This window comes from Streptomyces sp. NPDC048664, from assembly GCF_040650555.1.
Lineage (GTDB): Bacteria > Actinomycetota > Actinomycetes > Streptomycetales > Streptomycetaceae > Streptomyces.
The window spans coordinates 81,246-106,902 of sequence record NZ_JBEZHK010000012.1 but is presented as its reverse complement, the minus strand read 5'-3'; the positions used below and the strand labels follow the sequence as shown (position 1 = coordinate 106,902).

General features: G+C 71.8%; 19 protein-coding genes and 1 riboswitch. Of the genes, 15 read left to right on the top strand and 4 right to left on the bottom strand.

Going from position 1 to position 25,657, the window contains the following annotated elements; genetic code table 11:
* The first annotated feature begins 600 nt into the window (after window positions 1-600).
* Window positions 601-2,142: an RNA polymerase sigma factor gene (locus AB0C59_RS15930; RefSeq protein WP_363004779.1), complete on the top strand. Its 1,542-nt coding sequence runs from the start codon at window positions 601-603 to the stop codon at window positions 2,140-2,142.
* 120 nt (window positions 2,143-2,262) lie between these two features.
* Entirely contained in the window at window positions 2,263-3,081 is an 819-nt protein-coding gene (locus tag AB0C59_RS15925; RefSeq protein ID WP_363004777.1) for a serine protease, read from the top strand.
* Between the two features lie 241 nt (window positions 3,082-3,322).
* Here the strand turns inward: AB0C59_RS15925 and AB0C59_RS15920 are convergent, their stop codons facing one another.
* Window positions 3,323-3,553 carry a hypothetical protein gene (locus AB0C59_RS15920; RefSeq protein ID WP_363004775.1) on the bottom strand — a complete coding sequence of 77 codons (231 nt, stop codon included), beginning with the start codon at window positions 3,551-3,553 and terminating at the stop codon, window positions 3,323-3,325.
* 442 nt (window positions 3,554-3,995) lie between these two features.
* Between AB0C59_RS15920 and AB0C59_RS15915 the strand changes: the two genes are divergently transcribed.
* The 4 genes from AB0C59_RS15915 (at window position 3,996) to AB0C59_RS15900 (ending at window position 9,054) form a co-directional block, all read left to right on the top strand.
* Window positions 3,996-6,122 carry a DNA topoisomerase IV subunit B gene (locus AB0C59_RS15915; RefSeq protein ID WP_363004773.1) on the top strand — a complete coding sequence of 709 codons (2,127 nt, stop codon included), beginning with the start codon at window positions 3,996-3,998 and terminating at the stop codon, window positions 6,120-6,122.
* Window positions 6,123-6,301: 179 nt separating this feature from the next.
* Window positions 6,302-6,826, top strand: coding sequence for a DUF1453 domain-containing protein (locus AB0C59_RS15910; RefSeq protein ID WP_363004771.1), 525 nt, complete (start codon window positions 6,302-6,304; stop codon window positions 6,824-6,826).
* 114 nt (window positions 6,827-6,940) lie between these two features.
* Window positions 6,941-7,465, top strand: coding sequence for a DUF485 domain-containing protein (locus tag AB0C59_RS15905; RefSeq protein WP_363004769.1), 525 nt, complete (start codon window positions 6,941-6,943; stop codon window positions 7,463-7,465).
* On the top strand, window positions 7,462-9,054 hold the full coding sequence (locus AB0C59_RS15900; protein WP_363004767.1) for a cation acetate symporter: 1,593 nt from the start codon (window positions 7,462-7,464) through the stop codon (window positions 9,052-9,054). Before AB0C59_RS15905 ends, AB0C59_RS15900 begins: the two co-directional genes overlap by 4 nt.
* A gap of 75 nt (window positions 9,055-9,129) precedes the next feature.
* On the opposite strand, the gene AB0C59_RS15895 is transcribed toward AB0C59_RS15900, so the two are convergent.
* Window positions 9,130-10,083, bottom strand: coding sequence for a sucrase ferredoxin (locus tag AB0C59_RS15895; RefSeq protein WP_363004913.1), 954 nt, complete (start codon window positions 10,081-10,083; stop codon window positions 9,130-9,132).
* 503 nt (window positions 10,084-10,586) lie between these two features.
* On the opposite strand from AB0C59_RS15895, the gene AB0C59_RS15890 reads away from it, so the two are divergent.
* Window positions 10,587-11,690, top strand: a complete 1,104-nt coding sequence (locus tag AB0C59_RS15890; protein ID WP_363004765.1) for a GTP-binding protein — start codon at window positions 10,587-10,589, stop codon at window positions 11,688-11,690.
* 50 nt (window positions 11,691-11,740) lie between these two features.
* Here AB0C59_RS15890 and AB0C59_RS15885 read toward each other — a convergent pair whose 3' ends face one another.
* A complete protein-coding gene (locus AB0C59_RS15885) occupies window positions 11,741-14,197 on the bottom strand; it encodes a DNA topoisomerase IV subunit A (protein WP_363004763.1) in 2,457 nt (818 codons plus the stop codon).
* 341 nt (window positions 14,198-14,538) lie between these two features.
* Between AB0C59_RS15885 and AB0C59_RS15880 the strand changes: the two genes are divergently transcribed.
* The 4 genes from AB0C59_RS15880 (at window position 14,539) to AB0C59_RS15865 (ending at window position 19,367) form a co-directional block, all read left to right on the top strand.
* A complete protein-coding gene (locus AB0C59_RS15880; RefSeq protein ID WP_363004761.1) occupies window positions 14,539-15,918 on the top strand; it encodes a pitrilysin family protein in 1,380 nt (459 codons plus the stop codon).
* On the top strand, window positions 15,915-17,303 hold the full coding sequence (locus AB0C59_RS15875) for a pitrilysin family protein (protein ID WP_363004759.1): 1,389 nt from the start codon (window positions 15,915-15,917) through the stop codon (window positions 17,301-17,303). Before AB0C59_RS15880 ends, AB0C59_RS15875 begins: the two co-directional genes overlap by 4 nt.
* A 243-nt stretch (window positions 17,304-17,546) precedes the next feature.
* Window positions 17,547-17,719, top strand: a riboswitch (cyclic di-AMP (ydaO/yuaA leader).
* Window positions 17,720-17,731: 12 nt separating this feature from the next.
* The gene (locus tag AB0C59_RS15870) at window positions 17,732-18,484 is read left to right on the top strand and encodes a M23 family metallopeptidase (RefSeq protein ID WP_363004757.1); all 753 of its coding nucleotides are present in this window, start codon (window positions 17,732-17,734) and stop codon (window positions 18,482-18,484) included.
* A gap of 196 nt (window positions 18,485-18,680) precedes the next feature.
* Entirely contained in the window at window positions 18,681-19,367 is a 687-nt protein-coding gene (locus AB0C59_RS15865) for a GntR family transcriptional regulator (protein WP_363004755.1), read from the top strand.
* A gap of 210 nt (window positions 19,368-19,577) precedes the next feature.
* On the opposite strand, the gene AB0C59_RS15860 is transcribed toward AB0C59_RS15865, so the two are convergent.
* Window positions 19,578-19,859, bottom strand: a complete 282-nt coding sequence (locus AB0C59_RS15860) for an HPr family phosphocarrier protein (protein WP_363004753.1) — start codon at window positions 19,857-19,859, stop codon at window positions 19,578-19,580.
* A gap of 150 nt (window positions 19,860-20,009) precedes the next feature.
* Here AB0C59_RS15860 and AB0C59_RS15855 point away from each other — a divergent pair, with 150 nt between their 5' ends.
* The 4 genes from AB0C59_RS15855 (at window position 20,010) to AB0C59_RS15840 (ending at window position 25,637) form a co-directional block, all read left to right on the top strand.
* Window positions 20,010-22,898 (top strand): GNAT family N-acetyltransferase, encoded by a 2,889-nt coding sequence (locus AB0C59_RS15855; protein WP_363004751.1) that lies wholly within the window; start codon window positions 20,010-20,012, stop codon window positions 22,896-22,898.
* Window positions 22,899-23,107: 209 nt separating this feature from the next.
* Complete coding sequence (locus AB0C59_RS15850) at window positions 23,108-23,695, top strand: DUF5998 family protein (RefSeq protein WP_363004749.1); 588 nt, start codon at window positions 23,108-23,110, stop codon at window positions 23,693-23,695.
* Complete coding sequence (locus tag AB0C59_RS15845) at window positions 23,695-24,885, top strand: nucleotide pyrophosphatase/phosphodiesterase family protein (RefSeq protein ID WP_363004747.1); 1,191 nt, start codon at window positions 23,695-23,697, stop codon at window positions 24,883-24,885. The genes AB0C59_RS15850 and AB0C59_RS15845 overlap by 1 nt, the downstream gene beginning before the upstream one ends.
* 101 nt (window positions 24,886-24,986) lie before the next feature.
* Window positions 24,987-25,637, top strand: a complete 651-nt coding sequence (locus AB0C59_RS15840) for a thymidine kinase (RefSeq protein ID WP_363004745.1) — start codon at window positions 24,987-24,989, stop codon at window positions 25,635-25,637.
* Window positions 25,638-25,657 lie beyond the last annotated feature (20 nt).

Here is a 25,657-nt window from a genome sequence, read left to right as displayed (position 1 = left end):
TGGCCGCCGAGCGGCGATCGTCTGCCGCCGGACTCCGTCGGATCCTTCCGGGACCCGGCGGAGTCCGGCGGACCTCGCAGGAACCCGCCGGACCCCGGACAGGCCACCGGGGTGCCGGTCAGGGTGGCGTCGCGAGCCGTGCCGGACGACGGCCGTCGGTCACCCGGATGGCTGAGTGGGGGCGTGGGGGTGGACGGAAGCGGCACGCGTACCGCCGCGGGCCGGGCACTTCGGGGCGCGTCGGCGTACGCTGCGGATTCCGGGGTACGAGAGAGTGCGGGTCACTGGACGGTGAAGCGAGGGTCGTCGACGGCCGAGCACCGGGTATGACGTCGGTCGGCTCTTCTCTGCCCGTGTCTGGACGTTTTTGATGGGTTACGGGGTGTGACCCGGGCCACGCAGATTGGGCGTAACGCTCCACGGAACTGCGCGATGACCTAAGAGGCGACAGTCGAGGAGGGAATACAGACGCTGTTCACGGCGCTGTGCATCTCCCCGGTTCCCGCCCGCAACCGTCGGCCCATCCCCAAGCCGGCGGTCGGCTCCTGTCCGTCCTGGACGGAGCCGGAAGCCGTTTTCCAACGTTCCGAGAGGTTGTTCGTGTCGGCCAGCACATCCCGTACGCTCCCGCCGGAGATCGCCGAGTCCGTCTCTGTCATGGCTCTGATTGAGCGGGGAAAGGCTGAGGGGCAGATCGCCGGCGACGATGTGCGTCGGGCCTTCGAAGCTGACCAGATTCCGGCCACTCAGTGGAAGAACGTACTGCGCAGCCTCAACCAGATCCTCGAGGAAGAGGGTGTGACGCTGATGGTCAGTGCCGCAGAGCCCAAGCGCACCCGAAAGAGCGTCGCAGCGAAGAGTCCGGCCAAGCGCACCGCCACCAAGACGGTGGCGACGAAGGCGGTGACCACCAAGAAGGCCACCGCCCCCGTCGTGCCGGCCGGGCCGGTCGCCGACGACGACCCGGCTGAGGACGCGTCCGCCAAGAAGACCGTCGCGAAGAAGACGACGGCTGCGAAGAAGACCGTCGCGAAGAAGGCGACGGCCGCGAAGAAGACCGTCGCCAAGAAGACCGCCGCCAAGAAGGACGACGTCGAGCTCCTCGAGGAAGAGGTCATCGAGGAGACGCCTGGCAAGACCGGCGACGAGCCGGAAGGCACCGAGAGCGCCGGCTTCGTCCTCTCCGACGACGACGAGGACGACGCGCCCGCGCAGCAGGTCGCCGCGGCCGGCGCCACCGCCGACCCGGTCAAGGACTACCTGAAGCAGATCGGCAAGGTCCCCCTGCTCAACGCCGAGCAGGAGGTCGAGCTGGCCAAGCGGATCGAGGCCGGCCTCTTCGCCGAGGACAAGCTCGCCAACGCCGACAAGCTCGCCCCCAAGCTCAAGCGCGAGCTGGAGATCATCGCCGAGGACGGCCGCCGCGCCAAGAACCACCTCCTGGAGGCCAACCTCCGCCTGGTGGTCTCCCTGGCCAAGCGCTACACCGGCCGCGGCATGCTCTTCCTGGACCTCATCCAGGAGGGCAACCTCGGTCTGATCCGCGCGGTCGAGAAGTTCGACTACACCAAGGGCTACAAGTTCTCCACGTACGCCACCTGGTGGATCCGGCAGGCGATCACCCGCGCCATGGCCGACCAGGCCCGCACCATCCGTATCCCGGTGCACATGGTCGAGGTCATCAACAAGCTCGCGCGTGTGCAGCGCCAGATGCTCCAGGACCTGGGCCGTGAGCCCACCCCGGAGGAGCTGGCCAAGGAGCTCGACATGACCCCGGAGAAGGTCATCGAGGTCCAGAAGTACGGCCGTGAGCCCATCTCCCTGCACACCCCGCTGGGTGAGGACGGAGACAGCGAGTTCGGCGACCTCATCGAGGACTCCGAGGCCGTCGTCCCTGCGGACGCCGTCAGCTTCACGCTCCTCCAGGAGCAGCTGCACTCGGTCCTCGACACCCTGTCCGAGCGCGAGGCGGGCGTCGTCTCCATGCGTTTCGGTCTCACCGACGGTCAGCCCAAGACCCTCGACGAGATCGGCAAGGTGTACGGCGTCACCCGCGAGCGCATCCGGCAGATCGAGTCCAAGACGATGTCGAAGCTGCGTCACCCGTCGCGCTCCCAGGTGCTGCGCGACTACCTCGACTAGTCCTCGCTCAGTGACGTGAAGGGGCCGGTTCCCGCGGGAACCGGCCCCTTTGCGTGTGCGCGGTGGCACGCAGTGGATCACTGTGGGTGTTCCACGATCATCTGACAGTGAGGAGAGCTCATGCGTCGCCACCTCGCCCGAGCACTCGCCGCCGGAGCGGCAGCGGCCCTGATACCGCTTGCGTCCCCCGCGCCGGCGACGGCGGACAGCGTTGTCATCGGGGGCTTCCCGGTCGACAGCGCACAGAGCCCGTGGACCGTCGCCCTCGCCAGCCGTGACCGGTTCGGAGGTACGCGCGCGGGTCAGTTCTGCGGGGGAGTGGTGATCGACCGCTCCAAGGTCCTGACCGCGGCCCACTGCATGAGCACGGCCGTCCTGGGCGCACCACCAGGACAGGCGCGGGACCTGAAGGTCATCGCCGGTCGCACGGAACTGGTGTCCAGCGCGGGCAAGGAGATCCCGGTGGCGTCGACCTGGGTCAATCCGCAGTACAGCAGCGTCACGAACGCCGGTGACTTCGCCGTGCTCACACTGGCCACTCCCCTCCCGGCCGGTTCCGTCATCCACATGGCGGCGGCCGGGGATCCGGCCTACGCGCCGGGCACGGCGGCGACCGTCTACGGCTGGGGCGACACCACAGGGGACGCCGACTACGCGCACAGTCTGCGGGGCGCCGCTCTCCAGATCCTGCCGGACGCGTCCTGTGCGCAGGCGTATCCGGGCGGCCTGGACGGCAAGTACCTGCCGTCCTCGATGCTGTGCGCGGGACTGCCCCAGGGCGGCCACGACGCCTGCCAGGGGGACAGCGGGGGCCCGCTCGTCGCCAAGGGGCGACTGGTGGGGCTGGTGTCGTGGGGGAGCGGCTGTGGGCAGCCTGGGAGCCCCGGGGTGTACACACGGGTCTCCGACGTCGTCCGGACGCTGAACGCCGGCGGCTGAGCCACCCTCCTGGTGCCGGGCCTCGGCGCCCGGCACGCGCCGGGGCGGCCGCGTCCGGACCGGCAGGCGCCCCGCGCAGGGGCACCTGCCGGCCTTCGGGGTCCGGCGCGCTTGGCCGGACGGGTCGAAGAGGCCCGTGCGAACGATGGGGGAACGAGGACGGGCGGCCACTCCCTGTGATCGGAGTGACCGCCCGTACACCGGCCTCTGCGCCGGTGACTGCTCGTCGTCGACGCGGGTGTCAGCGCTCGTCTTCGGGTGCGCTCACCGGAGCGGATGTGAGCCGCTCCGTCTCGTCCTGTATCTCAGCGGCGATCTTCTTGAGTTCCGGTTCGAACTTGCGGCCGTGATGGGCGCAGAAGAGCAGCTCTCCGCCACTGATGAGGACGACGCGCAGGTACGCCTGGGCGCCGCAGCGGTCGCAGCGGTCAGCGGCCGTCAGCGGGCTCGCGGGGGTCAGAACAGTAGTCACGTCGCCTCTTCTCTAGCTCGACGAGCTGTCGTACCAGGGTCAACATCCAACCAGGCCGAAAACGTTCCCGCTCGCGGCTTCTCCTCGAAAATTTCTTTCCGAGTCGGCTGTCTGCTGCCGGTTGGCGGCGAATGTGCCGTATTACGTCTCTATGTCGTACGGGTTCGCGCAGTCTGTCGGTGGTCCGGTCCTCCCGGCTGGCTTGCCGGTTGTGCATGAGGACGTGCCCCGAGGCTAAATGGTTCATGCCTCGAAGGGAACGTGACATGTACTTCACCCCACGCGAGACGTCGAACGTCCGTACGACTCTGGACTAGTCTGAGTTCACGTCTAGGGTGGCGTGACAACGGCTCTACCAGGCATCGGTACCCTCGGACGGGCAATCCAAGTCGGCCCGTTACCCCAAAGGGCCCCAGGTGAAATTCAGCGAGGAGCGAACCGCGTGACCGCCGCCGATACGTCCGTGCCGTCCACAGCGTTGCTGACCGGAGCAGACAGGGACGGTTCCAACTACACCGCGCGGCACCTCCTCGTCCTCGAAGGTCTTGAGGCGGTCCGCAAGCGTCCCGGCATGTACATCGGCTCGACCGACAGCCGGGGCCTTATGCACTGCCTGTGGGAGATCATCGACAACTCCGTCGACGAGGCCCTGGGCGGCTACTGCGACCACATCGACGTGATCCTCCACGACGACGGCTCGGTCGAGGTCCGGGACAACGGCCGGGGCATCCCGGTCGACGTGGAGCCCAAGACCCGGCTGTCCGGTGTCGAGGTCGTGATGACCAAGCTGCATGCCGGCGGCAAGTTCGGCGGCGGCTCCTACGCGGCGTCCGGTGGTCTGCACGGCGTCGGCGCGTCCGTGGTGAACGCCCTGTCCGCGCGGCTGGACGTCGAGGTCGACCGTGCGGGGCACACGCACGCGATCGGCTTCCGCCGCGGCGTGCCGGGCGCCTTCACGGGCGACGGCCCGGACGCGACGTTCGAGGCGAAGAGCGGCCTTCGCAAGACGAAGAAGATCCCCAAGACCCGCACCGGCACCCGGGTGCGCTACTGGGCCGACCGCCAGATCTTCCTCAAGGACGCCAAGCTCTCCCTGGAGACGCTGCACCAGCGCGCCCGCCAGACCGCCTTCCTGGTCCCGGGCCTGACCATCGTCGTCCGCGACGAGTACGGCCTCGGTGAGGGCGGCAGCAAGGGGGAGGAGTCCTTCCGCTTCGACGGCGGCATCAGCGAGTTCTGCGAGTACCTGGCCACCGACAAGCCGGTCTGCGACGTCCTCCGCTTCTCCGGACAGGGCAGCTTCAAGGAGACGGTCCCGGTCCTGGACGACCGGGGGCAGATGACGCCCACCGAGGTCACCCGAGAGCTCGCTGTCGACGTCGCGCTCCGCTGGGGAACCGGGTACGACACGACCCTCAGGTCCTTCGTCAACATCATCGCCACGCCCAAGGGCGGCACCCATGTCGCCGGCTTCGAGCAGGCCGTGGCCAGGACGATGAACGAGGTGCTGCGCGCCAAGAAGCTGCTGCGCGTCGCCGAGGACGACGTCGTCAAGGACGACGCCCTGGAGGGGCTGACCGCGGTCGTCACCGTGCGCCTGGCCGAGCCGCAGTTCGAGGGCCAGACCAAGGAGGTCCTCGGCACCTCCGCCGCGCGCCGCATCGTGACCAACGTGGTCTCCAAGGAGCTCAAGGAGTTCCTGACCTCGACCAAGCGGGACGCCGCCCAGCAGGCCCGAGTGGTCCTGGAGAAGGCCGTCGCCGCCGCCCGGACCCGCATCGCCGCACGTCAGCACAAGGATGCGCAGCGCCGCAAGACGGCACTGGAGTCCTCCTCGCTGCCCGCCAAGCTCGCCGACTGCCGCAGCGACGACGTCGAGCGCAGCGAGCTGTTCATCGTGGAGGGGGATTCCGCGCTCGGCACGGCGAAGCTCGCCCGCAACTCCGAGTTCCAGGCCCTGCTGCCGATCCGGGGCAAGATCCTGAACGTGCAGAAGTCGTCCGTGACCGACATGCTCAAGAACGCCGAGTGCGGAGCGATCATCCAGGTCATAGGGGCCGGCTCGGGGCGGACCTTCGACATCGACGCGGCTCGCTACGGCAAGATCATCATGATGACCGACGCCGACGTGGACGGGTCGCACATCCGCACCCTGCTGCTGACGCTGTTCCATCGCTACATGCGGCCCATGGTCGAGTCGGGCCGGGTGTTCGCCGCCGTGCCGCCGCTGCACCGCATCGAGATCGTCCAGCCGAAGAAGGGCCAGGACAAGTACGTCTACACGTACTCGGACCGCGAGCTGCGGGACAAGCTCCTGGAGCTCCAGAGCAAGGGCGTCCGGTACAAGGACTCCATCCAGCGCTACAAGGGCCTCGGGGAGATGGACGCCGACCAGCTGGCCGAGACGACCATGGACCCGCGCCACCGCACCCTGCGCCGCATCAACCTCTCCGACCTGGAATCAGCCGAGCAGGTGTTCGATCTGCTGATGGGCAACGACGTCGCGCCGCGCAAGGAGTTCATCTCCAGCTCGGCGGCGACGCTGGACCGCTCCCGCATCGACGCCTAGCCGCCGGCTCCGGTGCCTTCCCCGGCCTCGGCTCCACCCCTGGGTGGAGTCGGGGCCGTCCCGGATCCACCCGCGATCCACCCGCGGTCCGATCCGCCGGCCCGCGGATCTCCGTAGCGTCGAAGGTGTCGTCGGCACTCGCCGGCGGCGCCCTTCCTCGTCTGCTCACGGAGGCTGTGATGTCCGGGCCTGTCAACGCGTTGCTGATCGTGGCCGTCGTCGTGCTGGTGATCGCGCGGCAGTTCGGCGCACGGCGTGTGGACGCCGACAAGCGCTGGTGGGTGATCCCCGTCGTCATGATCGTCGCGGCGCTGCGGAAGCCCGGGATCCTCGACGCCCACCACCCCACCGCGTCGGCCCTGCTCCTCGCCGCCGAGGTGCTCATCGGCCTGGCCACCGGAGCGGGCTGGGCCTGGACCACCCGCGTATGGGCGGCGGAGGACGGCACCGTGTGGAGCAGGAGCAGCAAGGCGAGCATGGCCGTCTGGGGCGTCGGCATCGCCCTGCGCGTGGCACTCTTCGCCCTCGGAGCGCTGCTGGGCGTCCACCAGGAGAGCGCGGCGATGCTGCTCGCGCTCGCGGGCACCCTGCTGGTCCGCTCCGGGCTCCTGGTCCAGCGGGCGAGGGCGCTCGCCTCCTCGGACCGTCCGGTCGCGGCCTACGGCGACGGCATGGCGCGCCCGGCCTGGGAGGAGGGGCGGTGAGGAGGCCCGTCTGCGAAAGGCCAGGTCACGCCACCGTCGCGGTGAGTCACCTGATGGGGTGAAGTGCCCGGGGAAGGCGAGCCGGGGATCTTCCCGATCTGTCCATGCTGGGGTATGAAGTCAAGCAATGGTCGCTTCCGCGGAGGCGGGAGCGGTCCCGAGAGTCCGGTCGTCGCACACGAAGGCGACGTCGCCACCCCCGACGGTGCGGCCGGACAGGCCAGGCACGACGACCCCTGGTACGACGCGGCGGCTCTCGCGCCCCCCGTGCCGCCCGCGCGCGCCGGGCAGGACCGTTCGCCGCACGTGGCCGCGGCCTACTTGGAGGTGCAGCGCAGCGAGGCGTTCCAGGAGGTGCGCAGCCGCTACCGGCGTTTCGTGCTCCCCGGCCTCGCCGTGTTCCTCACCTGGTACGTGGGCTATGTGGTGGCCGCGCAGACCGCGCCGGGACTGATGGCGCGTCCGGTGGTCGGCGCGGTGAACGTGGCGATGCTGGCGGGCCTGGGGCAGTTCCTGACGACGTTCGCGCTCACCTGGGCCTACGCACGGCACGCCAGGCTGCGCAGGGACCGTGCGGCGCTCGATCTGCGCTGGGACACCCAGGAGTTGACCCGGGGGCTCAGGGGTGGCGAGCTGTGAGCGGACACCATCAGGCGCTCGCGCTCGCGCTGTTCGGCGTGTTCGTCGCGATCACACTGGCGATCACCACATGGGTGAGCCGCAACAGGCATGGGTCGGCGGAGGAGTTCTACACGGGCGGCCGACTGTTCTCGCCGATGGAGAATGGTTTTGCCATCGCCGGTGACTACATGTCGGCGGCCTCCTTCCTGGGCGTCACCGGGCTCATCGCGCTCTTCGGCTACGACGGGCTGCTGTACGTGGTCGGCTTTCTCGTCGCCTGGCTCGTGGTGCTCTTCTTCGTCGCCGAACTCGTGCGCAACGTCGGCCGGTTCACGCTCGCGGACGTGGTCGCGGCACGGATGAGCGCCCGACCGGTGCGTATCGCGTCGGGCCTGTCCTCGGTGACCGTGTCCGTGCTCTACCTGGTGGCGCAGATGGTGGGGGCGGGCAGCCTGGTCGCGCTGCTGTTCGGCGGCACGAGTGCGGCGGCGCGCGCCTGGACCGTGGTCGTCGTCGGGGCGCTCATGGTGGTCTATGTCTCGATGGGCGGGATGCGGGCCACGACCTGGATCCAGATCGTCAAGGCGGTCCTGCTGCTCGGCGGCACCGTGGCGCTGACCGCCATGGTCCTGCTGCGCTTCCACGGAGACGTCGAATCCCTGCTGCGGACGGCGGCGCGGCGCAGCGGGCACGGAGACGCCTTCCTCGCCCCGGGGCTGAAGTACGGCGGGAGCTGGACCTCACGGACCGACTTCGTCAGCCTGGGCCTGGCGCTGGTGCTGGGCACGGCCGGACTGCCGCACATCCTGTCCCGGTTCTACACGGTGCCGACGGCCCGGGCCGCGCGCCGCTCGGTCGTCTGGTCGGTCGGGCTGATCGGCGGCTTCTACCTGATGACGATCGTGCTGGGGTTCGGCGCCGCCGCGATCCTCGGCCCGGACACCGTGCGGGAGTCGAACGCCGCCGGCAACACGGCCGTGCCGCTGCTCGCCCTCGACCTCGGGGGCGGCGCCCGCTCGACCGGCGGGGCGGTGCTGTTCGCCATGGTCGCCGCGATCGCCTTCGCCACGATCCTCGCGGTCGTCGCCGGCATCACCCTCGCCTCGTCGGCCGCGGTCGCCCACGACCTCTACGCGTCGCTGCGGCGCCGCCGTACCGAGGAGCGCGGTGAGGTGGGCGTGGCGCGCGCCGCCGCCGTGGGCATCGGTGTGCTCGCGATCGGGCTCGGGCTCCTGGCCCGCGACCTCAACGTGGCCTTCCTGGTGGGGCTGGCCTTCGCCGTGTCCGCGTCCGCGAACCTGCCGGTCCTGATGTACACCCTGTTCTGGCGCGGCTTCACCACACGCGGTGCGGTCTGGTCCGTCTACGGCGGCCTGGTGCCCGCCCTGGTGCTCGTGCTGCTCTCCCCGGTCGTGTCCGGCAGCCCGGAATCCCTGTTCCCCGGCGCCGACTTCCAGTACTTCCCCCTGGAGAACCCGGGCATCGTCTCCATCCCGCTCGGCTTCCTGGCGGGCTGGCTCGGCACGGTCACCTCGACGGAACCCGCCGACGAGGCGAAGCACGCGGAGACCGAGGTGCGCTCCCTGACGGGTGCCGGAGCGGTCTGAGGCGCGCGGGCCGCAGGGGCGGGGCACCGGCGCCCCGCGTGCCGCGCGGCCCGTGCGCCCCGTGGGCGGCGCGTCTCAGCAGTAGGTGTGCTTGCCGACGGTGGCGGTGGGCAGCAGCTCCCGTACCGACACGACGTCCATCCGGGCCGGGGAGCCCAGCGCCGAGCCGCAGCTCTCCGGCCGCGGCGGCAGACAGGCCCCCTGGGCCACCAGGACGCGCCACAGGCGGCCGTCGGCGTGGGCGACGGTGATCTGCCAGCGGGGTGCCGCTCCGTCCGTGCGGACGACGTTCAGCGCGTCCGCCGCGTTCTCGTGCGTCGCCCTGCGCACCGCCAGCTCCGCGGCCTGCGCCGGCCGCTCCCAGGCGGAGCTGCCGCGGCATCCGTCCACCACGATCCGGCCTTCCCGCACGCCGTGCAGCACCTCCTTGACGTGCGGGGCCTGCGCCCGCCCGTAGGCGTATCCGTACGGCAGGACCAGGAGCGTGGGCGAGAAGCGGTGGCCGCCGAGGTGGGTGACCTCCCAGACGCCGTCGACCCCGGAGGCGGTCAGCTCGGTGGCGAGCGGGCGGCCCAGCAGGGCGCAGCAGCGGTCGCGCCGCCCGTTGGTGCACACGAGGGCCAGGGGATGCGCCGTGTGGGGCCGCCCCTGGAGCGCGGCGTCGAAACTGTGCGGTTCACCCCTGCCGAGAGCGGCGAAATCCAGGTCGAGCAGCTTCTCGGGGGCGTCGGTGGCGGCCGCGTGCAGCCATGCGTTCCCGGGCGTGGTGTGCGCCGCGTACACCTGCCGTACGGCCGGTGCGCCCCAGTCCGCGTGCCGGCCGGCACGGCGGATGAGGGCGATCCGTACGCCGGTGCCCTCCGCCGCCGCCTCCAGGGCGCGGCCGAGCCGCGGGTCCAGGTGGCTCGACGTGAGCGCCTTGGCACCCCAGGGGCCGGGCTGTTCCAGCAGCAGCCATGTCCGCGCGGTCGCCGCGGTCCCCGCCAAAGGCTCGTCGAGGTCCCGGGACGCGGTCGTGCACCTACTCACAGAGGTGAGCCTAACCTGACTTCGGCTGGGGCGACTTCCGGCCAGGTCAACGGGCGGGCGGGCGCGGACGGGGAGCGCGAGGTCCACGTTCGCGTGCGGGGGCGCGTGGCGGGCCGTCGTGGACACGATGTCCCGGGCCGCCGCCAGGGCCGGTGCCGCCGCCGGCACGTCCTCCAGGAGCACGAACAGGGTCCGGGCGCGCGGGCCATCTCCGGGATACAGCCGATGGCCGAGGTCGAGGTCGGGGCCGCGGCGCCCGGCGCGCACATCGTCGGCGGCCACGGGGGCCGTGGCGCCCCGGTCCAGGACGCCGGGCAGCAAGCCGGGCAGCAGCCGGTGGGCGAGGCCGCCGGCGGCCCGCTCCGTGGGCCCGGTTCCTCCGGTGCCCGTGCCGCCGAAGGCCTGAGCACCGACGCCGTGCGCGGACGACGGACGAGCGCGGCCCGCCGCCGCTCCTATCCTGGGACGACGCACACCTCGTACGGCAAGGGAAGGGGCGCACGGTGGGCAGGTCGCCGAGCGAGCAGCAGATTCCGGTCGTCGTGCTCGCGGGATTCCTCGGCGCGGGCAAGACCACCCTGCTCAACCATCTGCTCCACCACAGCGGAGGCAGCCGTATCGGTGCCGTCGTCAACGACTTCGGGAACATCGAGATCGACGCCATGGCGGTCGCCGGGGCGCTCGGGGACTCCACCGTCTCCCTCGGCAACGGCTGTCTGTGCTGCGCGGTCGACGCCAGTGAACTCGACCACTACCTCGACCGCCTGGCCCGGCCGTCCGCCGGCATCGACGTCATCGTGATCGAGGCCAGCGGGCTCGCCGAGCCCCAGGAACTCGTCCGCATGGTGCTCGCCGGGGAGCAGGAGCGCGTCGTCTACGGCGGACTGGTCGTGGTCGTCGACGCGGTCGAGTTCGACGCCACCCGGGACAAGCACCCCGAGATCGACCGTCATCTGGCCCTCGCCGATCTCGTCGTCGTCAACAAGACGGACCGGGCCGACGACAGCGAACGGGTGCTCAAACTCGTCCGCTCGCTCACCGACCGCGCCGCCGTGACCCCCGCGGCCCACGGGCGCATCGATCCCGCACTGCTCTTCGACTGCCGCCCGGCCGAGGAGCGGATCGGGCAGCTGACCTTCGACGACCTCGGTCGGCACGACGGTGGGTGGGGCGGCCCGGACTCCCCGCACCCCCATCCGCACGCGGGATACGAGAGCCTCTCCTTCGAGTCCGCCGCGCCCCTCGATCCGCGTCGGCTGCTGGACTTCCTCGACAGCCGGCCCACGGGGCTCTACCGGATCAAGGGGTACGTGGACTTCGGGGCGGCCGATCCCCGCAACCGCTATGCCGTGCACGCCGTGGGCCGGTTCCTGAGGTTCTACCCGCAGCCCTGGCCGGGCGGCGAGGAGCACCGCACGCAGCTGGTCCTGATCGGGTCCGGTCTGGACACCGCCGCCCTGCGGGGGCGACTGGAGGCGACGGTGCGGGACACCGACGCCCCGCCTCCCGGCGACCACAGCATGTGGGGCGTCCTGCGCTACGTCCAGGACCCCGCCGAGGGCGAGGAGGCCGGAACTCTCCCGAGCCCCGGCGACCTCGCCCGCTGAGCGGGACCGGCCGGCCGACCGCGGGCCGGACCGAGCCACCCGCGGCCCGGCTACACGGCCGCGACCGCCCCGACCGTCTTCGGCAGCGACACGCCCGATCCGTCGCGCCTCGGGTCGATTTCGGGAAGCTCGACCGGAGTGCCGTTCTTCTGCGCGGCGCGGGCGGGCGTCGCGCCCGCCCAGGCGAAGGACAGGCAGTCCTCGCCCTTCAGGAACCGCTGGCAGCGCACGCCGCCCGTGGCGCGGCCCTTGCGCGGATACTGGTCGAACGGCGTCATCTTGGCCGTCGTCTGCACCGAGTCGTCCAGGGTGCCGCGTGAGCCGGCGACCGTGAGGACCACCGCGTCCACGGCCGGGTCCACCGCGGTGAAGGAGATCACCTTCGCGCCGTCGATGAGCTTGACGCCGGCCACCCCTCCCGCGGGCCGTCCCTGCGGCCGCACCTGGGACGCCTGGTAGCGCAGCAGGTGGGCGTCGTCCGTGATGAAGACCAGGTCCTCCTCGCCGGTGCGCAGCTCGACCGCGCCCACGATCCGGTCGCCCTCCTTGAGGGTGATGACCTCCAGCTCGTCCTTGTTCGCCGGGTAGTCGGGAACCACCCGCTTGACGACACCCTGCGCGGTGCCGAGCGCGAGACCGGGAGAGGACTCGTCCAGCGTCGTCAGGCAAACCACCGTCTCGTTCGCCTCCAGGGAGACGAACTCCGAGATCTGCGCGCCCCCCGACAGGCTCGGCCGGGCCGCCGTCGGCGGCAGCTGCGGTAGGTCGATCACGTTCAGCCGCAGCAGCCTGCCGGAGGACGTCACCGCGCCCACCTCGCCGCGTGCCGTCGCCGCCACCGCCGAGACGACCACATCGTGCTTCACGCGCTTGCCGTCGGCCTCGTCGTCCTCGAAGGGGTCGCCGTTCGCCGTGCGGGCCAGCAGGCCCGTGGACGACAGCAGCACCCGGCACGGGGCGTCCTCGACCTGGAGCGAGACCACCGGTGCCGGGGCGCCGGAGGACTCCAGCAGCACCGTACGCCGCTCCGTGCCGAACTTCTTGGCCACCGCGGCCAGCTCGGCGGAGACCAGCTTGCGCAGCTCCGCGTCGGAGTCCAGGATCCGGGTCAGTTCGGCGATCTCGGCGTTCAGCCGGTCCTTCTCCGACTCCAGCTCGATGCGGTCGAACTTGGTCAGGCGGCGCAGCGGCGTGTCCAGGATGTACTGGGTCTGGACGTCGCTCAGCGAGAAGCGCCGCATCAGGCGCTCCTTGGCCTGCGCGGAGTTCTCACTGGAGCGGATCAGGCGGATGACCTCGTCGATGTCCACCAGTGCCGTGAGCAGGCCCTCGACCAGGTGGAGCCGGTCGCGCCGCTTGCCGCGGCGGAACTCCGAGCGGCGCCGGACGACGGTGAAGCGGTGGTCGAGATAGACCTCCAGCAGTTCCCTGAGCCCGAGGGTGAGCGGCTGGCCGTCGACGAGCGCCACGTTGTTGATGCCGAAGGACTCCTCCATCGGCGTCAGCTTGTAGAGCTGCTCCAGGACCGCCTCCGGCACGAAGCCGTTCTTGATCTCGATCACCAGGCGCAGCCCGTGCTGGCGGTCGGTGAGGTCCTTGACGTCGGCGATGCCCTGGAGCTTCTTCGAGCCGACCAGGTCCTTGATCTTGGCGATCACCTTCTCCGGGCCGACCGTGAAGGGCAGTTCGGTGACGACCAGCCCCTTGCGGCGCGCGGTGACGTCCTCCACGGAGACCGTGGCACGGATCTTGAAGGTGCCGCGGCCCGACTCGTAGGCGTCCCGGATGCCGGAAAGGCCGACGATCCGCCCGCCGGTGGGCAGGTCGGGGCCCGGCACGTGCTTCATCAGCGCGTCCAGGTCCGCGTTCGGATAGCGGATCAGATGGCGCGCGGCGGCGATGACCTCACCGAGGTTGTGCGGCGGCATGTTCGTGGCCATGCCGACGGCGATGCCCGACGAGCCGTTCACCAGGAGGTTCGGGAAGGCGGCGGGCAGTGCCGCCGGCTCCTGCTCCTGGCCGTCGTAGTTGGGTGCGAAGTCGACCGTGTCCTCGTCGATCGACTCGGTCATCAGGCTCGTCGCCTCGGCCATCCGGCACTCGGTGTACCGCATGGCGGCCGGCGGGTCGTCGTTGCCGAGCGAACCGAAGTTGCCGTGGCCGTCGACCAGGGGGACGCGCATGGAGAACGGCTGCGCCAGCCGCACCAGGGCGTCGTAGATGGACGCGTCGCCGTGCGGGTGCAGCTTGCCCATGACCTCGCCGACGACGCGGGCGCACTTCACGTAGCCGCGGTCGGGGCGCAGCCCCATCTCGTTCATCTGGTAGACGATCCGCCGGTGTACCGGCTTCAGGCCGTCACGCGCGTCCGGCAGGGCCCGGGAGTAGATGACCGAGTACGCGTACTCGAGGAAGGAGCCCTGCATCTCGTCGACGACGTCGATGTCGAGGATCTTCTCCTCGTACGCGTCGTCGGGCGGTGGGGTCTTGGTGCTGCGGCGGGCCATTGCTGCCGGCTCCTTCACAGTCTGTGCTGGGCATGAACGATCTGACGCGGACCATTGTGGACCGCGCCGGTGACAACGCCGACCAGCCCCCGTCCCTCAGGGCCCCTGGACCGTCCGGAAAGGGCCTTCCGTCGCCACGGCGGCCGTCGCGACCGCCGCCCCGCGCGGGCGAGGGGGCACCCGGCGGCGCGTTCGGTCCCCCCACCTCCGCTAATCCCGGTCTCGCTCTCGGCGTACGTCGCCCGGGAACTTGTCCACGGGCTGTCCCGGTTGCATACAGTGACAGGACCGGCCGGAAACCGGCGGTTTCCGCTACAGCTTTGGTGAGGGAAGGGACGTACATGCCCATGGGTCACACGGCCACAGCCGAGGCAGGCTCCGGGGGCCTGACAGCGACCGAGCACCGCCTGGCCAACGGCCTGCGCGTGGTGCTCTCCGAGGACCACCTCACCCCGGTCGCGGCGGTGTGCCTCTGGTACGACGTCGGCTCCCGCCACGAGGTCAAGGGCCGCACCGGCCTCGCCCACCTCTTCGAGCACCTGATGTTCCAGGGGTCGGCACAGGTGAAGGGCAACGGGCACTTCGAGCTGGTGCAGGGCGCCGGCGGTTCGCTCAACGGCACCACCAGCTTCGAGCGCACGAACTACTTCGAGACCATGCCGGCCCACCAACTGGAGCTCGCCCTCTGGCTGGAGGCCGACCGCATGGGCTCCCTGCTGACCGCGCTCGACGACGAGTCCATGGAGAACCAGCGGGACGTCGTGAAGAACGAGCGCCGCCAGCGCTACGACAACGTCCCCTACGGCACGGCTTTCGAGAAGCTGACCGCCCTCGCCTACCCGGAGGGCCACCCCTACCACCACACGCCGATCGGCTCGATGGCGGACCTGGACGCGGCCACCCTGGAGGACGCGCGGGCCTTCTTCCGCACGTACTACGCGCCGGGCAACGCCGTCCTGTCCGTGGTCGGCGACATCGACCCCGAGCAGACCCTGGCCTGGGTGGAGAAGTACTTCGGCTCCATCGCCGCCCACGACGGCAAGCCCCAGCCGCGCGACGGCTCGCTGCCCGACGTCATGGGCGGGCAGCTGCGCGAGGTCGTCGAGGAGGAGGTGCCGGCACGCGCCCTGATGGCCGCCTACCGGCTGCCCGAGGACGGCACGCGCGCGTGCGACGCGGCCGACCTGGCGCTGACCATCCTCGGCGGCGGCGAGTCCTCCCGCCTCTACAACCGGCTCGTACGGCGTGACCGCAGCGCGGTCGCCGCCGGGTTCGGTCTGCTGAGGCTCGCCGGCGCGCCCTCCCTGGGCTGGCTGGACGTGAAGACCTCCGGCGACGTGCGGGTGCCGGTCATCGAGGAGGCGATCGACGAGGAACTGGCGCGCTTCGCCGAGCAGGGGCCAACGGCCGAGGAGATGGAGCGCGCTCAGGCCCAGTTGGAGCGTGAATGGCTGGACCGCCTCGGCACGGTCGCGGGCCGTGCCGACGAACTGTGCCGTTACGCGGTGCTGTTCGGGGACCCGCAGCTCGCGCTGACCGCCGTGGGCCGCGTCCTGGAGGTCACCGCCGAGGAGGTGCGGGAGGTCGCCCAGGCGAGGCTGCGCCCGGACAACCGCGCGGTGCTCGTCTACGAACCGCTCGCGCCCGCGGCCGAGACCGGCCAGGCAGCCGAGACCACCGGCGCCGAAGGCGCCAGCGACGACGAGGAGTCGGCGAAGTGACCGAGCTCGCGACCATGGACTTCCATCCGCAGCCCCAGCCCGGCCAGGCCCGGCCCTGGGCCTTCCCGGCCCCCGAGCGCGGCGCGCTCGACAACGGCCTGACCGTGCTGCGCTGCCACCGCCCCGGACAGCAGGTCGTCGCCGTCGAGGTGATGCTGGACGCGCCCCTGGACGCCGAGCCCGAGGCTCTCGACGGCGTCGCCACGATCATGGCGCGCGCGTTCTCCGAGGGCACCGACAAGCACTCCGCCGAGGAGTTCGCCGCGGAGCTGGAGCGCTGCGGTGCCACCCTCGACGCGCACGCCGACCACCCCGGTGTCCGCCTCTCCCTCGAAGTCCCGGCCTCCCGGCTGTCGAAGGCGCTCGGACTGCTCGCCGACGCCCTCAGGGCACCGGCGTTCGCCGACAGCGAGGTGGAGCGCCTGGTGCGCAACCGCCTCGACGAGATCCCCCACGAGGCCGCCAACCCGGGCCGGCGCGCCGCCAAGGAGCTCTCCAAGGAGCTGTTCCCGGCGTCCTCGCGCATGTCCCGCCCCCGCCAGGGCACCGAGGAGACGGTCTCCGGCATCGACTCCGCGGCCGTCCGCGCCTTCTACGAGCGCCATGTCCGCCCGGCGACCGCCACCGCGGTCGTGGTCGGCGACCTCACCGGGGTCGACCTGGACGAGCTGCTCGGCGACACCCTCGGCGCCTGGACGGGATCCCCCGCGGGGCCGCGTCCCGTGCCTCCGGTGACCGCGGACGACACCGGCCGTGTGATCATCGTGGACCGTCCCGGGGCCGTCCAGACGCAGCTGCTGATCGGACGGGTCGGCGCCGACCGGCACGACCGTGTGTGGCCCGCGCAGGTGCTCGGCACCTACTGCCTGGGCGGCACCCTCACCTCGCGTCTGGACCGGGTCCTGCGGGAGGAGAAGGGCTACACCTACGGGGTGCGGGCCTTCGGCCAGGTGCTGCGGTCGGCACCCGACGGCACGGGCGCCGCGATGCTGGCCATCAGCGGCTCCGTCGACACGCCGAACACCGGTCCGGCGCTGGACGACCTCTGGAAGGTGCTGCGCACCCTCGCCGCCGAGGGCCTGACGGACGCCGAGCGCGATGTCGCCGTGCAGAACCTGGTGGGGGTGGCCCCCCTGAAGTTCGAGACCGCCGCCGCCGTCGCCAGCACGCTCGCCGACCAGGTCGAGCAGCACCTGCCGGACGACTTCCAGGCAAGGCTCTACCAGGCGCTCGCGGCCACGGGCACGGTGGAGGCCACCGCGGCCGTCGTGAACGCGTTCCCGATGGACCGCCTGGTGACGATCCTGGTCGGCGACGCCGCGCAGATCGAGGAGCCGGTCAGGGCGCTCGGGATCGGCGAGGTGAAGGTCGTGACCGCGGAGTAGGGCGGCGTCCCGGCCGGTCGGGCGCCGCCCCGGCCGGGTGAGGGTCGCGCACGGCGTCCGGCCGGGGCCTGGTGGTCGTTCCGCCACCAGGCCCCGGCCTCCCTTATGTCCGTATTGCCGCAAGGTTGACGCTCCGCCCTGTGGGATGCGCTACAAACACGGCTGTCGGTTTGGCGTTGGTAAGAGGGTCCTTCTAGCGTCGACCGGGCTGTTCGTCAGGCAGTGCGCCGCGCCCGCGGCACCGGACAGCCATCGCCGAGTCCCCGTACGGCGCGAGCCAGGGGAGCCGGGGACCCATCCCGCGCCTTCGTCACCGCAGGCGCCCACGTCCCTGGGGTGAATCGGGCGTCAGCCCGTAGGAGACCTTCCTGCTCCGAACCCGTCAGCTAACCCGGTAGGCGAGAGGGAAGGAAAGGACCAGCCACTTCATGGCGTTCACTCGCGCCACCGGGAAGCACCGTCGTCCCAGCCGCATGAAGCGTACGACCGCGAACGCCGTGGGCGTCGCGGCCCTGACCACCACCGGCGTCGTCGGCGCGCTGGCCGCGCCGGCGCTCGCCGCCGGCCATCCCGTCGAGCAGACCGGACTGATGCAGGCCGTCACGCTCGGGGACTCGGTCGCCGAGCAGATCGACGCCCAGGCCACCGCCCAGAAGCAGGCGGCCGAACGGAAGCAGGCCGAGGAGGCCGCGCGCAAGCGGGCCGCCGAGAAGGCGGCGAAGGAGCGCGAGGCCAAGGAGCGCGCCGCCCGCGCGGCCGAGCGCCGCCGCCTGAACACGTTCGTGGCGCCGGTCTTCGGCTCCTACGTCTCCACCGGCTACAAGAGCGGTGGGTCCCTGTGGTCCTCCGGCAGCCACACCGGTATCGACTTCCACGCCGCCACCGGTACGCCCGTGCACGCGGTGGGCGCCGGTACGGTCGTCGACACGGGGTGGGGCGGTGCGTACGGCAACCAGGTCGTCATCAAGATGAACGACGGCTCCTACACCCAGTACGGCCACCTGTCGTCCATCGGCGTCTCGGTGGGGGAGCGGGTCACCCCGGGCCGCCAGATAGCGCTCTCCGGGGCCACCGGCAACGCCACCGGGCCTCATCTGCACTTCGAGGCCCGCACCTCCCCGGACTACGGCTCGGACATCGACCCGGTCGCCTACCTCCGGTCGCACGGCGTGAACGTCTGAAAACCTGAGCGACCGAACAGCTGAGCAATACGACGGCCCCGGATCCGATCCGGGGCCGTCGGCGTTTCGAACAGCCGTCTGTCCAAAAAATATCCACGATTCCGGCCCGCCGTCGGAAATTCCGTCCCGTTGCCATAGAGTCGGTCGAAGACACCGGCCGGTGGCGTTCGGCGGGAATTCGAGGCGGAGGTCGGACATGCGCATTCCGGCGCACGCGGTATGCACGGCGATCCGTGACGACATCGTCTCGGGCGTCCACGCGCGTGGCGGCCGGCTCACCGAGGAACTCCTCGCGCGCCGCTACGGCGTCTCCCGCGTCCCCGTGCGCGAGGCGCTGCGCACCCTGGAGGCCGAGGGCTTCGTGGTCACCCGCAGACACGCGGGCGCGTGCGTGGCCGAGCCCACCGAGCAGGAGGGCGCCGACCTCCTGGAGATGCGGACGCTCCTGGAGCCGCTGGCCGCCGCACGCGCGGCGCAGCGCCGGTCCCAGGCCCATCTCAAGGTGCTGCGCGGCCTGGTGGGGCTGGGCCAGGAGCGGGTCAGGAAGGGCGGCGGCGAGGATCTGGGCGCGCTCGACACCTGGTTCCACGAGACGCTCGCCCAAGCCGGTGGGAGCCCCGCCCTGACCTCCGCGCTCGCTCAGCTGCGCCACAAGATCGCTTGGATGTACGCGATCGAGGCACCCCGCGTCGGTCTCGCGGAGGCCTGGGTCGAGTACGGCGCCATCGTGGACGCCGTGACCCGGCGGGACGCGGAGCGCGCGCGGGCGATCACGGCCCGGCACGCCGTGCGCACGGCCGGCGCGCACCGCCTCCGCCCCGCTTCCGTCGACGACGTGAGGGCTTCGCAACATCCCGTAAACACGAACGCTCTCCGGAATTAACAAGAGGGCCGTACAAAAGAGATATTCTCCGGGTGTCTTTCGTCGGTCTGTTCCGCGCGGCATGGTCGGCCGTTTCGGACAGCCGTTTCACGCGACCGTTTCGGACGTCCTGATTTCTTCCTGCAGGGAAATCGCATGACAAAGCCGCGCCCGCCCCGAAGGGCGACGCGGCTCGGTCGCGCGGTGTTTCCCCGAGGGGTGGCCGACGGCTCAGACGGTCTCGGGAAGCTCTTCCAGGCCCTCGGCCACCAGCTTGGCGAGCCGGTCCAGGGCGGCGTCCGCGCCCTCCGCCTCCGACGCCAGGACGATCTCCTCGCCGCCCTGTGCGCCCAGGCTGAGGACCGCGAGCATGGACGCGGCGTTCACGGGGGCGCCGTCCGCCTTGGCGATGGTCACGGGAACGCCGGAGGCCGTGGCCGCCCGGACGAAGATGGAGGCGGGGCGGGCGTGGAGGCCCTCGGCCCAGCCGACGTTGACGCGGCGCTCAGCCATGTGATGCTGCCCTTCAGGTGTACAGGGTTGTCTAGACCAGTGTTCCACAGGTGCGGCGCGCTCATAAAGGGGCGGCGGGCGCGCCCGGTCCGGCCCTCCCAGCCTGCCTCGCGCCACCACCTGACGCGACCGAGCCTTACTGTGGAGCCCATGCAGACGGCCCCGGACCGGCACGAGTACCCCGCTCACTGGGAGGCGGACGTGGTGCTGCGCGACGGCGGCACCGCGCGCATCCGGCCCATCACCGTGGATGACGCCGAGCGCCTCGTCAGCTTCTACGAGCAGGTCTCGGACGAGTCGAAGTACTACCGCTTCTTCGCCCCGTATCCGCGGCTGTCCGCCAAGGACGTCCGCCGCTTCACGCACCACGACTTCGTGGACCGGGTGGGACTCGCGGTCACCGTGGGCGGAGAGTTCATCGCCACCGTGCGCTACGACCGCATCGGGGCGAACGGGATGCCCGCGTCCGCGCCCGCCGACGAGGCGGAGGTCGCCTTCCTCGTGCAGGACGCGCACCAGGGGCGCGGGGTCGCCTCGGCCCTCCTCGAACACATCGCGGCGGTGGCCAGGGAACGCGGCATCCGCCGCTTCGCCGCGGAGGTCCTGCCCGCCAACAGCAAGATGATCAAGGTGTTCACGGACGCCGGGTACCAGCAGAAGCGCAGCTTCGAGGACGGCGTCGTCCGCCTGGAGTTCGACCTGGAGCCCACCGACCGCTCCCTGGCCGTGCAGCGCGCCCGGGAGCAGCGCGCCGAGGCGCGGTCCGTGCAGCGCCTGCTGGCCCCCGGCTCGGTCGCCGTCATCGGCGCGGGCCGTACGCCCGGCGGAGTGGGCCGGGGCATCCTCGGTAATCTGCGGGAGGCCGGGTACACTGGCCGGCTCCACGCGGTCAACAGCGCGTTCCCCGAGGACCTGGAGGAACTCGACGGGGTGCCCGCCCACCGCTCGATCCGCGAGGTCGCCGGGCCGGTCGACCTCGCCGTCGTGGCCGTGCCCGCCGAGCGGGTGCCCGAGGTCGTCGCCGAGTGCGGTGAGCACGGGGTGCAGGGGCTGGTCGTCATCGCCGCGGGCTACGCGGAGAGCGGTCCGGGCGGCCGGGAGCGGCAGCGGGAGCTGGTCCGCCAGGCGCGGTCGTACGGCATGCGGATCATCGGACCGAACGCCTTCGGGATCATCAACACCTCGCCGGCGGTGCGCCTCAACGCCTCTCTCGCGCCCGAGATGCCGCGCCCCGGCCGGATAGGGCTGTTCGCGCAGTCCGGCGCCATCGGCATCGCGCTGCTGTCGCGGCTGCACCGGCGCGGCGGAGGCGTCACCGGGACCACCGGGGTGTCGACCTTCGTCTCCTCCGGCAACCGGGCGGACGTCTCGGGCAACGACGTGCTGCAGTACTGGTACGACGACCCCGACACCGACGTCGTCCTCATGTACCTGGAGACCATCGGCAACCCGCGCAAGTTCAACCGGCTCGCCCGGCGCACGGCCGCGGCCAAGCCGCTGGTCGTGGTGCAGGGCGCGCGCCACGGAGGCACCCCGCAGGGCCACGCCGTCCGCGCGACGCGCCTGCCGCACGCCACGGTGTCCGCGCTGCTGCGGCAGGCCGGTGTGATCCGCGTGGACACGATCACGGAACTGGTGGACGCGGGACTGCTCCTGGCCCGGCAGCCGCTGCCCGCCGGGCCGCGGGTGGCGATCCTCGGCAACTCCGAGTCGCTCGGCCTGCTGACCTACGACGCCTGCCTGGCCGAGGGGCTGCGCCCGCAGCCGCCGCTCGACCTGACGACGGCGGCGACCGCGGACGACTTCCACCGCGCGTTGACGGCGGCGCTCGCCGACGCGTCGTGCGACGCCGTCGTGGTGACGGCGATCCCGGCGCTCGGCGAGTCCTCTCCCGACGACGCCACGCTCGCCGAGGCGCTGAGGTCCGCGGCCGCCTCGGCACCCGCAAAGACGGTGCTCGTGGTGCACGTGGAACTCGGCGGGCTCGCCGAAGCGCTGTCGGCGGCGGCCAGCACCTCACCGACGCCCCCGCAGCCCCAGCCCCAGCCCCAGGGGGGCGATCTCCCGCGCCCGGGGCAGCAACCGCCTGTTCCGCCACCCCTCGCGGCGCGGTCCTCCGCCGCCGGGACACCCGCCTCGGACCGGGCGCCCGCCTCCGCCCCAGCCCCCGCGCAGGCCCGCCTGATCCCCGCCTACCCCGCCGCGGAGCGCGGTGTCCGGGCGCTCGCCGAAGCCGTCAAGTACGCCCAGTGGAAGCGGGAGGCCGCCGAGCCCGGCAAGGTGCCCGAGTACGACGACATCGACGAGCGGGGCGCCGCCGAACTGATCGACAAACTGCTGGCGCGCGGACAGGGCCTGACCCTGGGCGGGAACCAGACCTGCGACCTGCTCACCCGCTACGGCATCGATGTGCACAGGTCACTGCCCGCTCCCACGCCCGAAGCGGCCGCCGAGGCCGCCCGCGCGATCGGCTACCCGGTGGCCCTCAAGGCCACCGCGCCCCATCTGCGGCATCGAGCCGACCTGGGCGGAGTGCATCTGGACCTGGCCGACGAGGAGCAACTGCGGCGCTCCTACGGCGAGTTGACCGCACTCTTCGGGCCGCCGGAGGATCTGTGGCCGGTGGTCCAGGCCATGGCGCCGCGCGGCGTCGACACCGTCGTCCGCGCCGTCACCGACCCGGCGGCCGGCCCCGTCCTGTCCTTCGGGCTCGCCGAACCGGCCACACAGCTCCTCGGCGACACCGCACACCGCCTGATCCCGGTCACCGACCGTGATGCCGCCTCCCTGGTCAGGTCCATCCGCACGGCACCCCTCCTGTTCGGCTGGCGCGGCTCCGCCCCCGTGGACACCCCCGCCCTCGAAGAGCTGATGCTCCGGGTGTCCCACCTGGTCCACGACCACCCCGAGGTCGTCGCCGTCACCCTGGAACCCGTCGTCGTCGCCCCGCGCGGCCTGAGCGTCCTCGGGGCCACCGTGCGCCTGGCGCCGCCCCCGGCCCGCGACGACCTGGGGCCGAGGACGCTTCCCGTGTACTGAGTCCCGTGTACTGCGTCCCGGGTACTGGGCGGGGGAACCCCCAGCGTTCCGCGTCGCCCGCGCGCCCCCGCGCACGGCCCCTGGCCGAGCACGTCCGAGCGCCTCCTCCTCGCGCCCCGTCCTTGCGCACGGCATCCGGGCACGGGACAGTGCCGTTGATGCCGCTCACTGGCCCGGACCCGCCTTGTCCGGGGATTAGGATGGACGTCATGGCCAAGACCAGTACGACGACCCAGGGGCTGCGCTCGGCGATCGAGCGCAGCGGCTACTACCCGGCTCTCGTGGCCGAGGCCGTGGACGCCGCGGTGGGCGGCGAGCCCATCCGGTCGTACCTGGTCCACCAGGAGACCACGTTCGACGCCAACGAAGTGCGCCGCCATGTGACCGTGCTCGTGCTCACCGGCACCCGCTTCATCGTCAGCCACACCGACGAGCAGGCCTCGGACGACACCTCCCCGACGCCGTACGCGACGACCTCCACGGAGTCCGTGAAGCTCGGCCGGATCTCCTCGGTCGTCGTCAGCCGCGTCGTCGCCAACCCGGAGTCCTACGCGCCGGGCACGCTGCCCCGCGAGGTCGTCCTCACCATCGGCTGGGGCGCCGTCTCCCGGATCGACCTGGAGCCCGCCGCCTGCGGCGACCCCAACTGCGAGGCCGACCACGGCTACACCGGCAGTTCCACCGCCGACGACCTCAGCCTGCGGGTCAGCGAGGCCGGGGACGGACCGGAGACGGTCCGCCAGGCGCTCGTCTTCGCGCAGTCCCTGTCCGAGGCGACCGCGGATCTCGCCCGCTGATGGCCCTGACCACCTGGGACGACCACCCGGAGCCGCTCGCCGTCGCCTCCGCGCCCCTGCCCGAGTACGGAACCGGCTCCCTCGCCGACCTCCTGCCCACGCTCGCCGCGGGCATGGGCGTGTCCGGTCTGTCGGCCGCCATACCGGAGCTCGCCCCCGCCGACCGCGCCTGTGTGTTCCTGGTCGACGGCCTCGGCTGGGAGCAGTTGCGGGCCCATCCCGACGACGCCCCGTTCCTGACCTCGCTCCTGGCGTCCTCCCGCGGCGGCACCGGCCGCCCGATCACCGCCGGCTACCCCGCGACCACCGCCACGTCCCTCGCCTCCGTCGGCACCGGCCTGCCGCCCGGCGCGCACGGCCTGCCCGGCTACACCGTGCGCGACCCCGCGACCGGGGAGCTGATGAACCAGCTGCGCTGGCATCCCTGGACCGACCCGCACGCCTGGCAGCCGTACCCGACCGTCTTCCAGCTCGCCCACGCGGCGGGGGTGCACACGGCCCAGGTGTCCTCCCCGACCTTCGAGAACACCCCGCTGACCAAGGTCGCGCTCAGCGGCGGAACCTTCCTCGGCCGGCTGACCGGCGAGGACCGCATGGACCTCGCGGCCGAGCGACTGGCCGCGGGGGACCGGTCCTTGGTCTACACGTACTACTCCGAGCTCGACGGCTCCGGCCACCGCTACGGCGTCGACTCGGACGCCTGGCGCGGCCAGCTGATGTGCGTCGACCGGCTCGCCCAGCGGCTGGCCGAGCAGCTCCCGCCGCGCACGGCCCTGTACATCACCGCCGACCACGGCATGCTCGACATCCCGTTCGACGAAGAGCACCGCATCGACTTCGACGCGGACTGGGAGCTGCGCGCGGGGGTCGCCCTCTTCGGCGGCGAGGGCCGCGCCCGCCATGTGTACGCGGTCCCCGGCGCCGCCGGTGACGTGCTGGCGTGCTGGCGCGAGGTGCTCGGCGAGCAGTTCTGGGTGGCCTCGCGGGACGAGGCGATCGAGGCGGGCTGGTTCGGACCGCACGTCGACGAGCGGGTCCGCGGACGCCTCGGCGACGTGCTGGCGGCGGCTCGCGACGACGTGCTCATCATCGCCTCCGACCGGGAGCCGAGGGAGTCGGCGATGGTCGGCAACCACGGGTCGATGACGCCGGCGGAACAGCTGGTCCCGCTGCTGGAAGTCCGCACCTGACCCGTCGCTCACCCCCCGTTCGCCCCCCACGTCCCGCATCCGACCGCCGTACGGCCCCCGGGGCCGTCCGCCCCCTGACCTCGAAAGGTTCCCGACCCCCCATGCCCGAGCTGGTGTTCTTCTCCGGAACGATGGACTGCGGGAAGTCGACGCTGGCTCTCCAGATCGAGCACAACCGCTCGGCGCGCGGACTCCAGGGCATGATCTTCACGCGTGACGACCGTGCCGGCGAGGGCAAGCTCTCCTCGCGGCTCGGCCTGGTCACGGACGCGGTGGAGGTGGCGGACGGGCAGGACCTGTACGCGTACGTCGTGGACCACCTCTCGCGGGGCGGACGCGCGGACTACGTGATCGCCGACGAGGCGCAGTTCCTGGCACCCGAGCAGATCGACCAGCTGGCCCGTACGGTCGACGACCTCGGCCTGGACGTGTACGCCTTCGGCATCACGACCGACTTCCGCAGCAAGCTCTTCCCCGGGTCCCAGCGCCTGGTCGAGCTCGCCGACCGGGTCGAGGTCCTCCAGGTGGAGGCCCTGTGCTGGTGCGGCGCCCGCGCCACGCACAACGCCCGTACGGTCGGCGGGCAGATGGTGGTCGAGGGCGCCCAGGTGGTCATCGGGGACGTCAACCAGTCCGCGGACGAGATCGGCTACGAGGTCCTGTGCCGGCGCCACCACCGGCGCCGCATGACGGCGGCCGGCGCCCGCGCGGCGGCACTGTCGCCCGACGTGCTGCCCGTCACCCCGGGCTGACGGCCCGGCCGGGGAAGCCG

Coding starts and splice junctions, on each gene's coding strand:
- AB0C59_RS15880 (WP_363004761.1), top strand. CDS start 14,539: ATGCCCATGGGTCACACGGCCACAGCCGAGGCAGGCTCCGGGGGCCTG.
- AB0C59_RS15870 (WP_363004757.1), top strand. CDS start 17,732: ATGGCGTTCACTCGCGCCACCGGGAAGCACCGTCGTCCCAGCCGCATG.
- AB0C59_RS15850 (WP_363004749.1), top strand. CDS start 23,108: ATGGCCAAGACCAGTACGACGACCCAGGGGCTGCGCTCGGCGATCGAG.
- AB0C59_RS15885 (WP_363004763.1), bottom strand. CDS start 14,197: ATGGCCCGCCGCAGCACCAAGACCCCACCGCCCGACGACGCGTACGAG.
- AB0C59_RS15840 (WP_363004745.1), top strand. CDS start 24,987: ATGCCCGAGCTGGTGTTCTTCTCCGGAACGATGGACTGCGGGAAGTCG.
- AB0C59_RS15860 (WP_363004753.1), bottom strand. CDS start 19,859: ATGGCTGAGCGCCGCGTCAACGTCGGCTGGGCCGAGGGCCTCCACGCC.
- AB0C59_RS15925 (WP_363004777.1), top strand. CDS start 2,263: ATGCGTCGCCACCTCGCCCGAGCACTCGCCGCCGGAGCGGCAGCGGCC.
- AB0C59_RS15905 (WP_363004769.1), top strand. CDS start 6,941: ATGAAGTCAAGCAATGGTCGCTTCCGCGGAGGCGGGAGCGGTCCCGAG.
- AB0C59_RS15865 (WP_363004755.1), top strand. CDS start 18,681: ATGCGCATTCCGGCGCACGCGGTATGCACGGCGATCCGTGACGACATC.
- AB0C59_RS15845 (WP_363004747.1), top strand. CDS start 23,695: ATGGCCCTGACCACCTGGGACGACCACCCGGAGCCGCTCGCCGTCGCC.
- AB0C59_RS15910 (WP_363004771.1), top strand. CDS start 6,302: ATGTCCGGGCCTGTCAACGCGTTGCTGATCGTGGCCGTCGTCGTGCTG.
- AB0C59_RS15855 (WP_363004751.1), top strand. CDS start 20,010: ATGCAGACGGCCCCGGACCGGCACGAGTACCCCGCTCACTGGGAGGCG.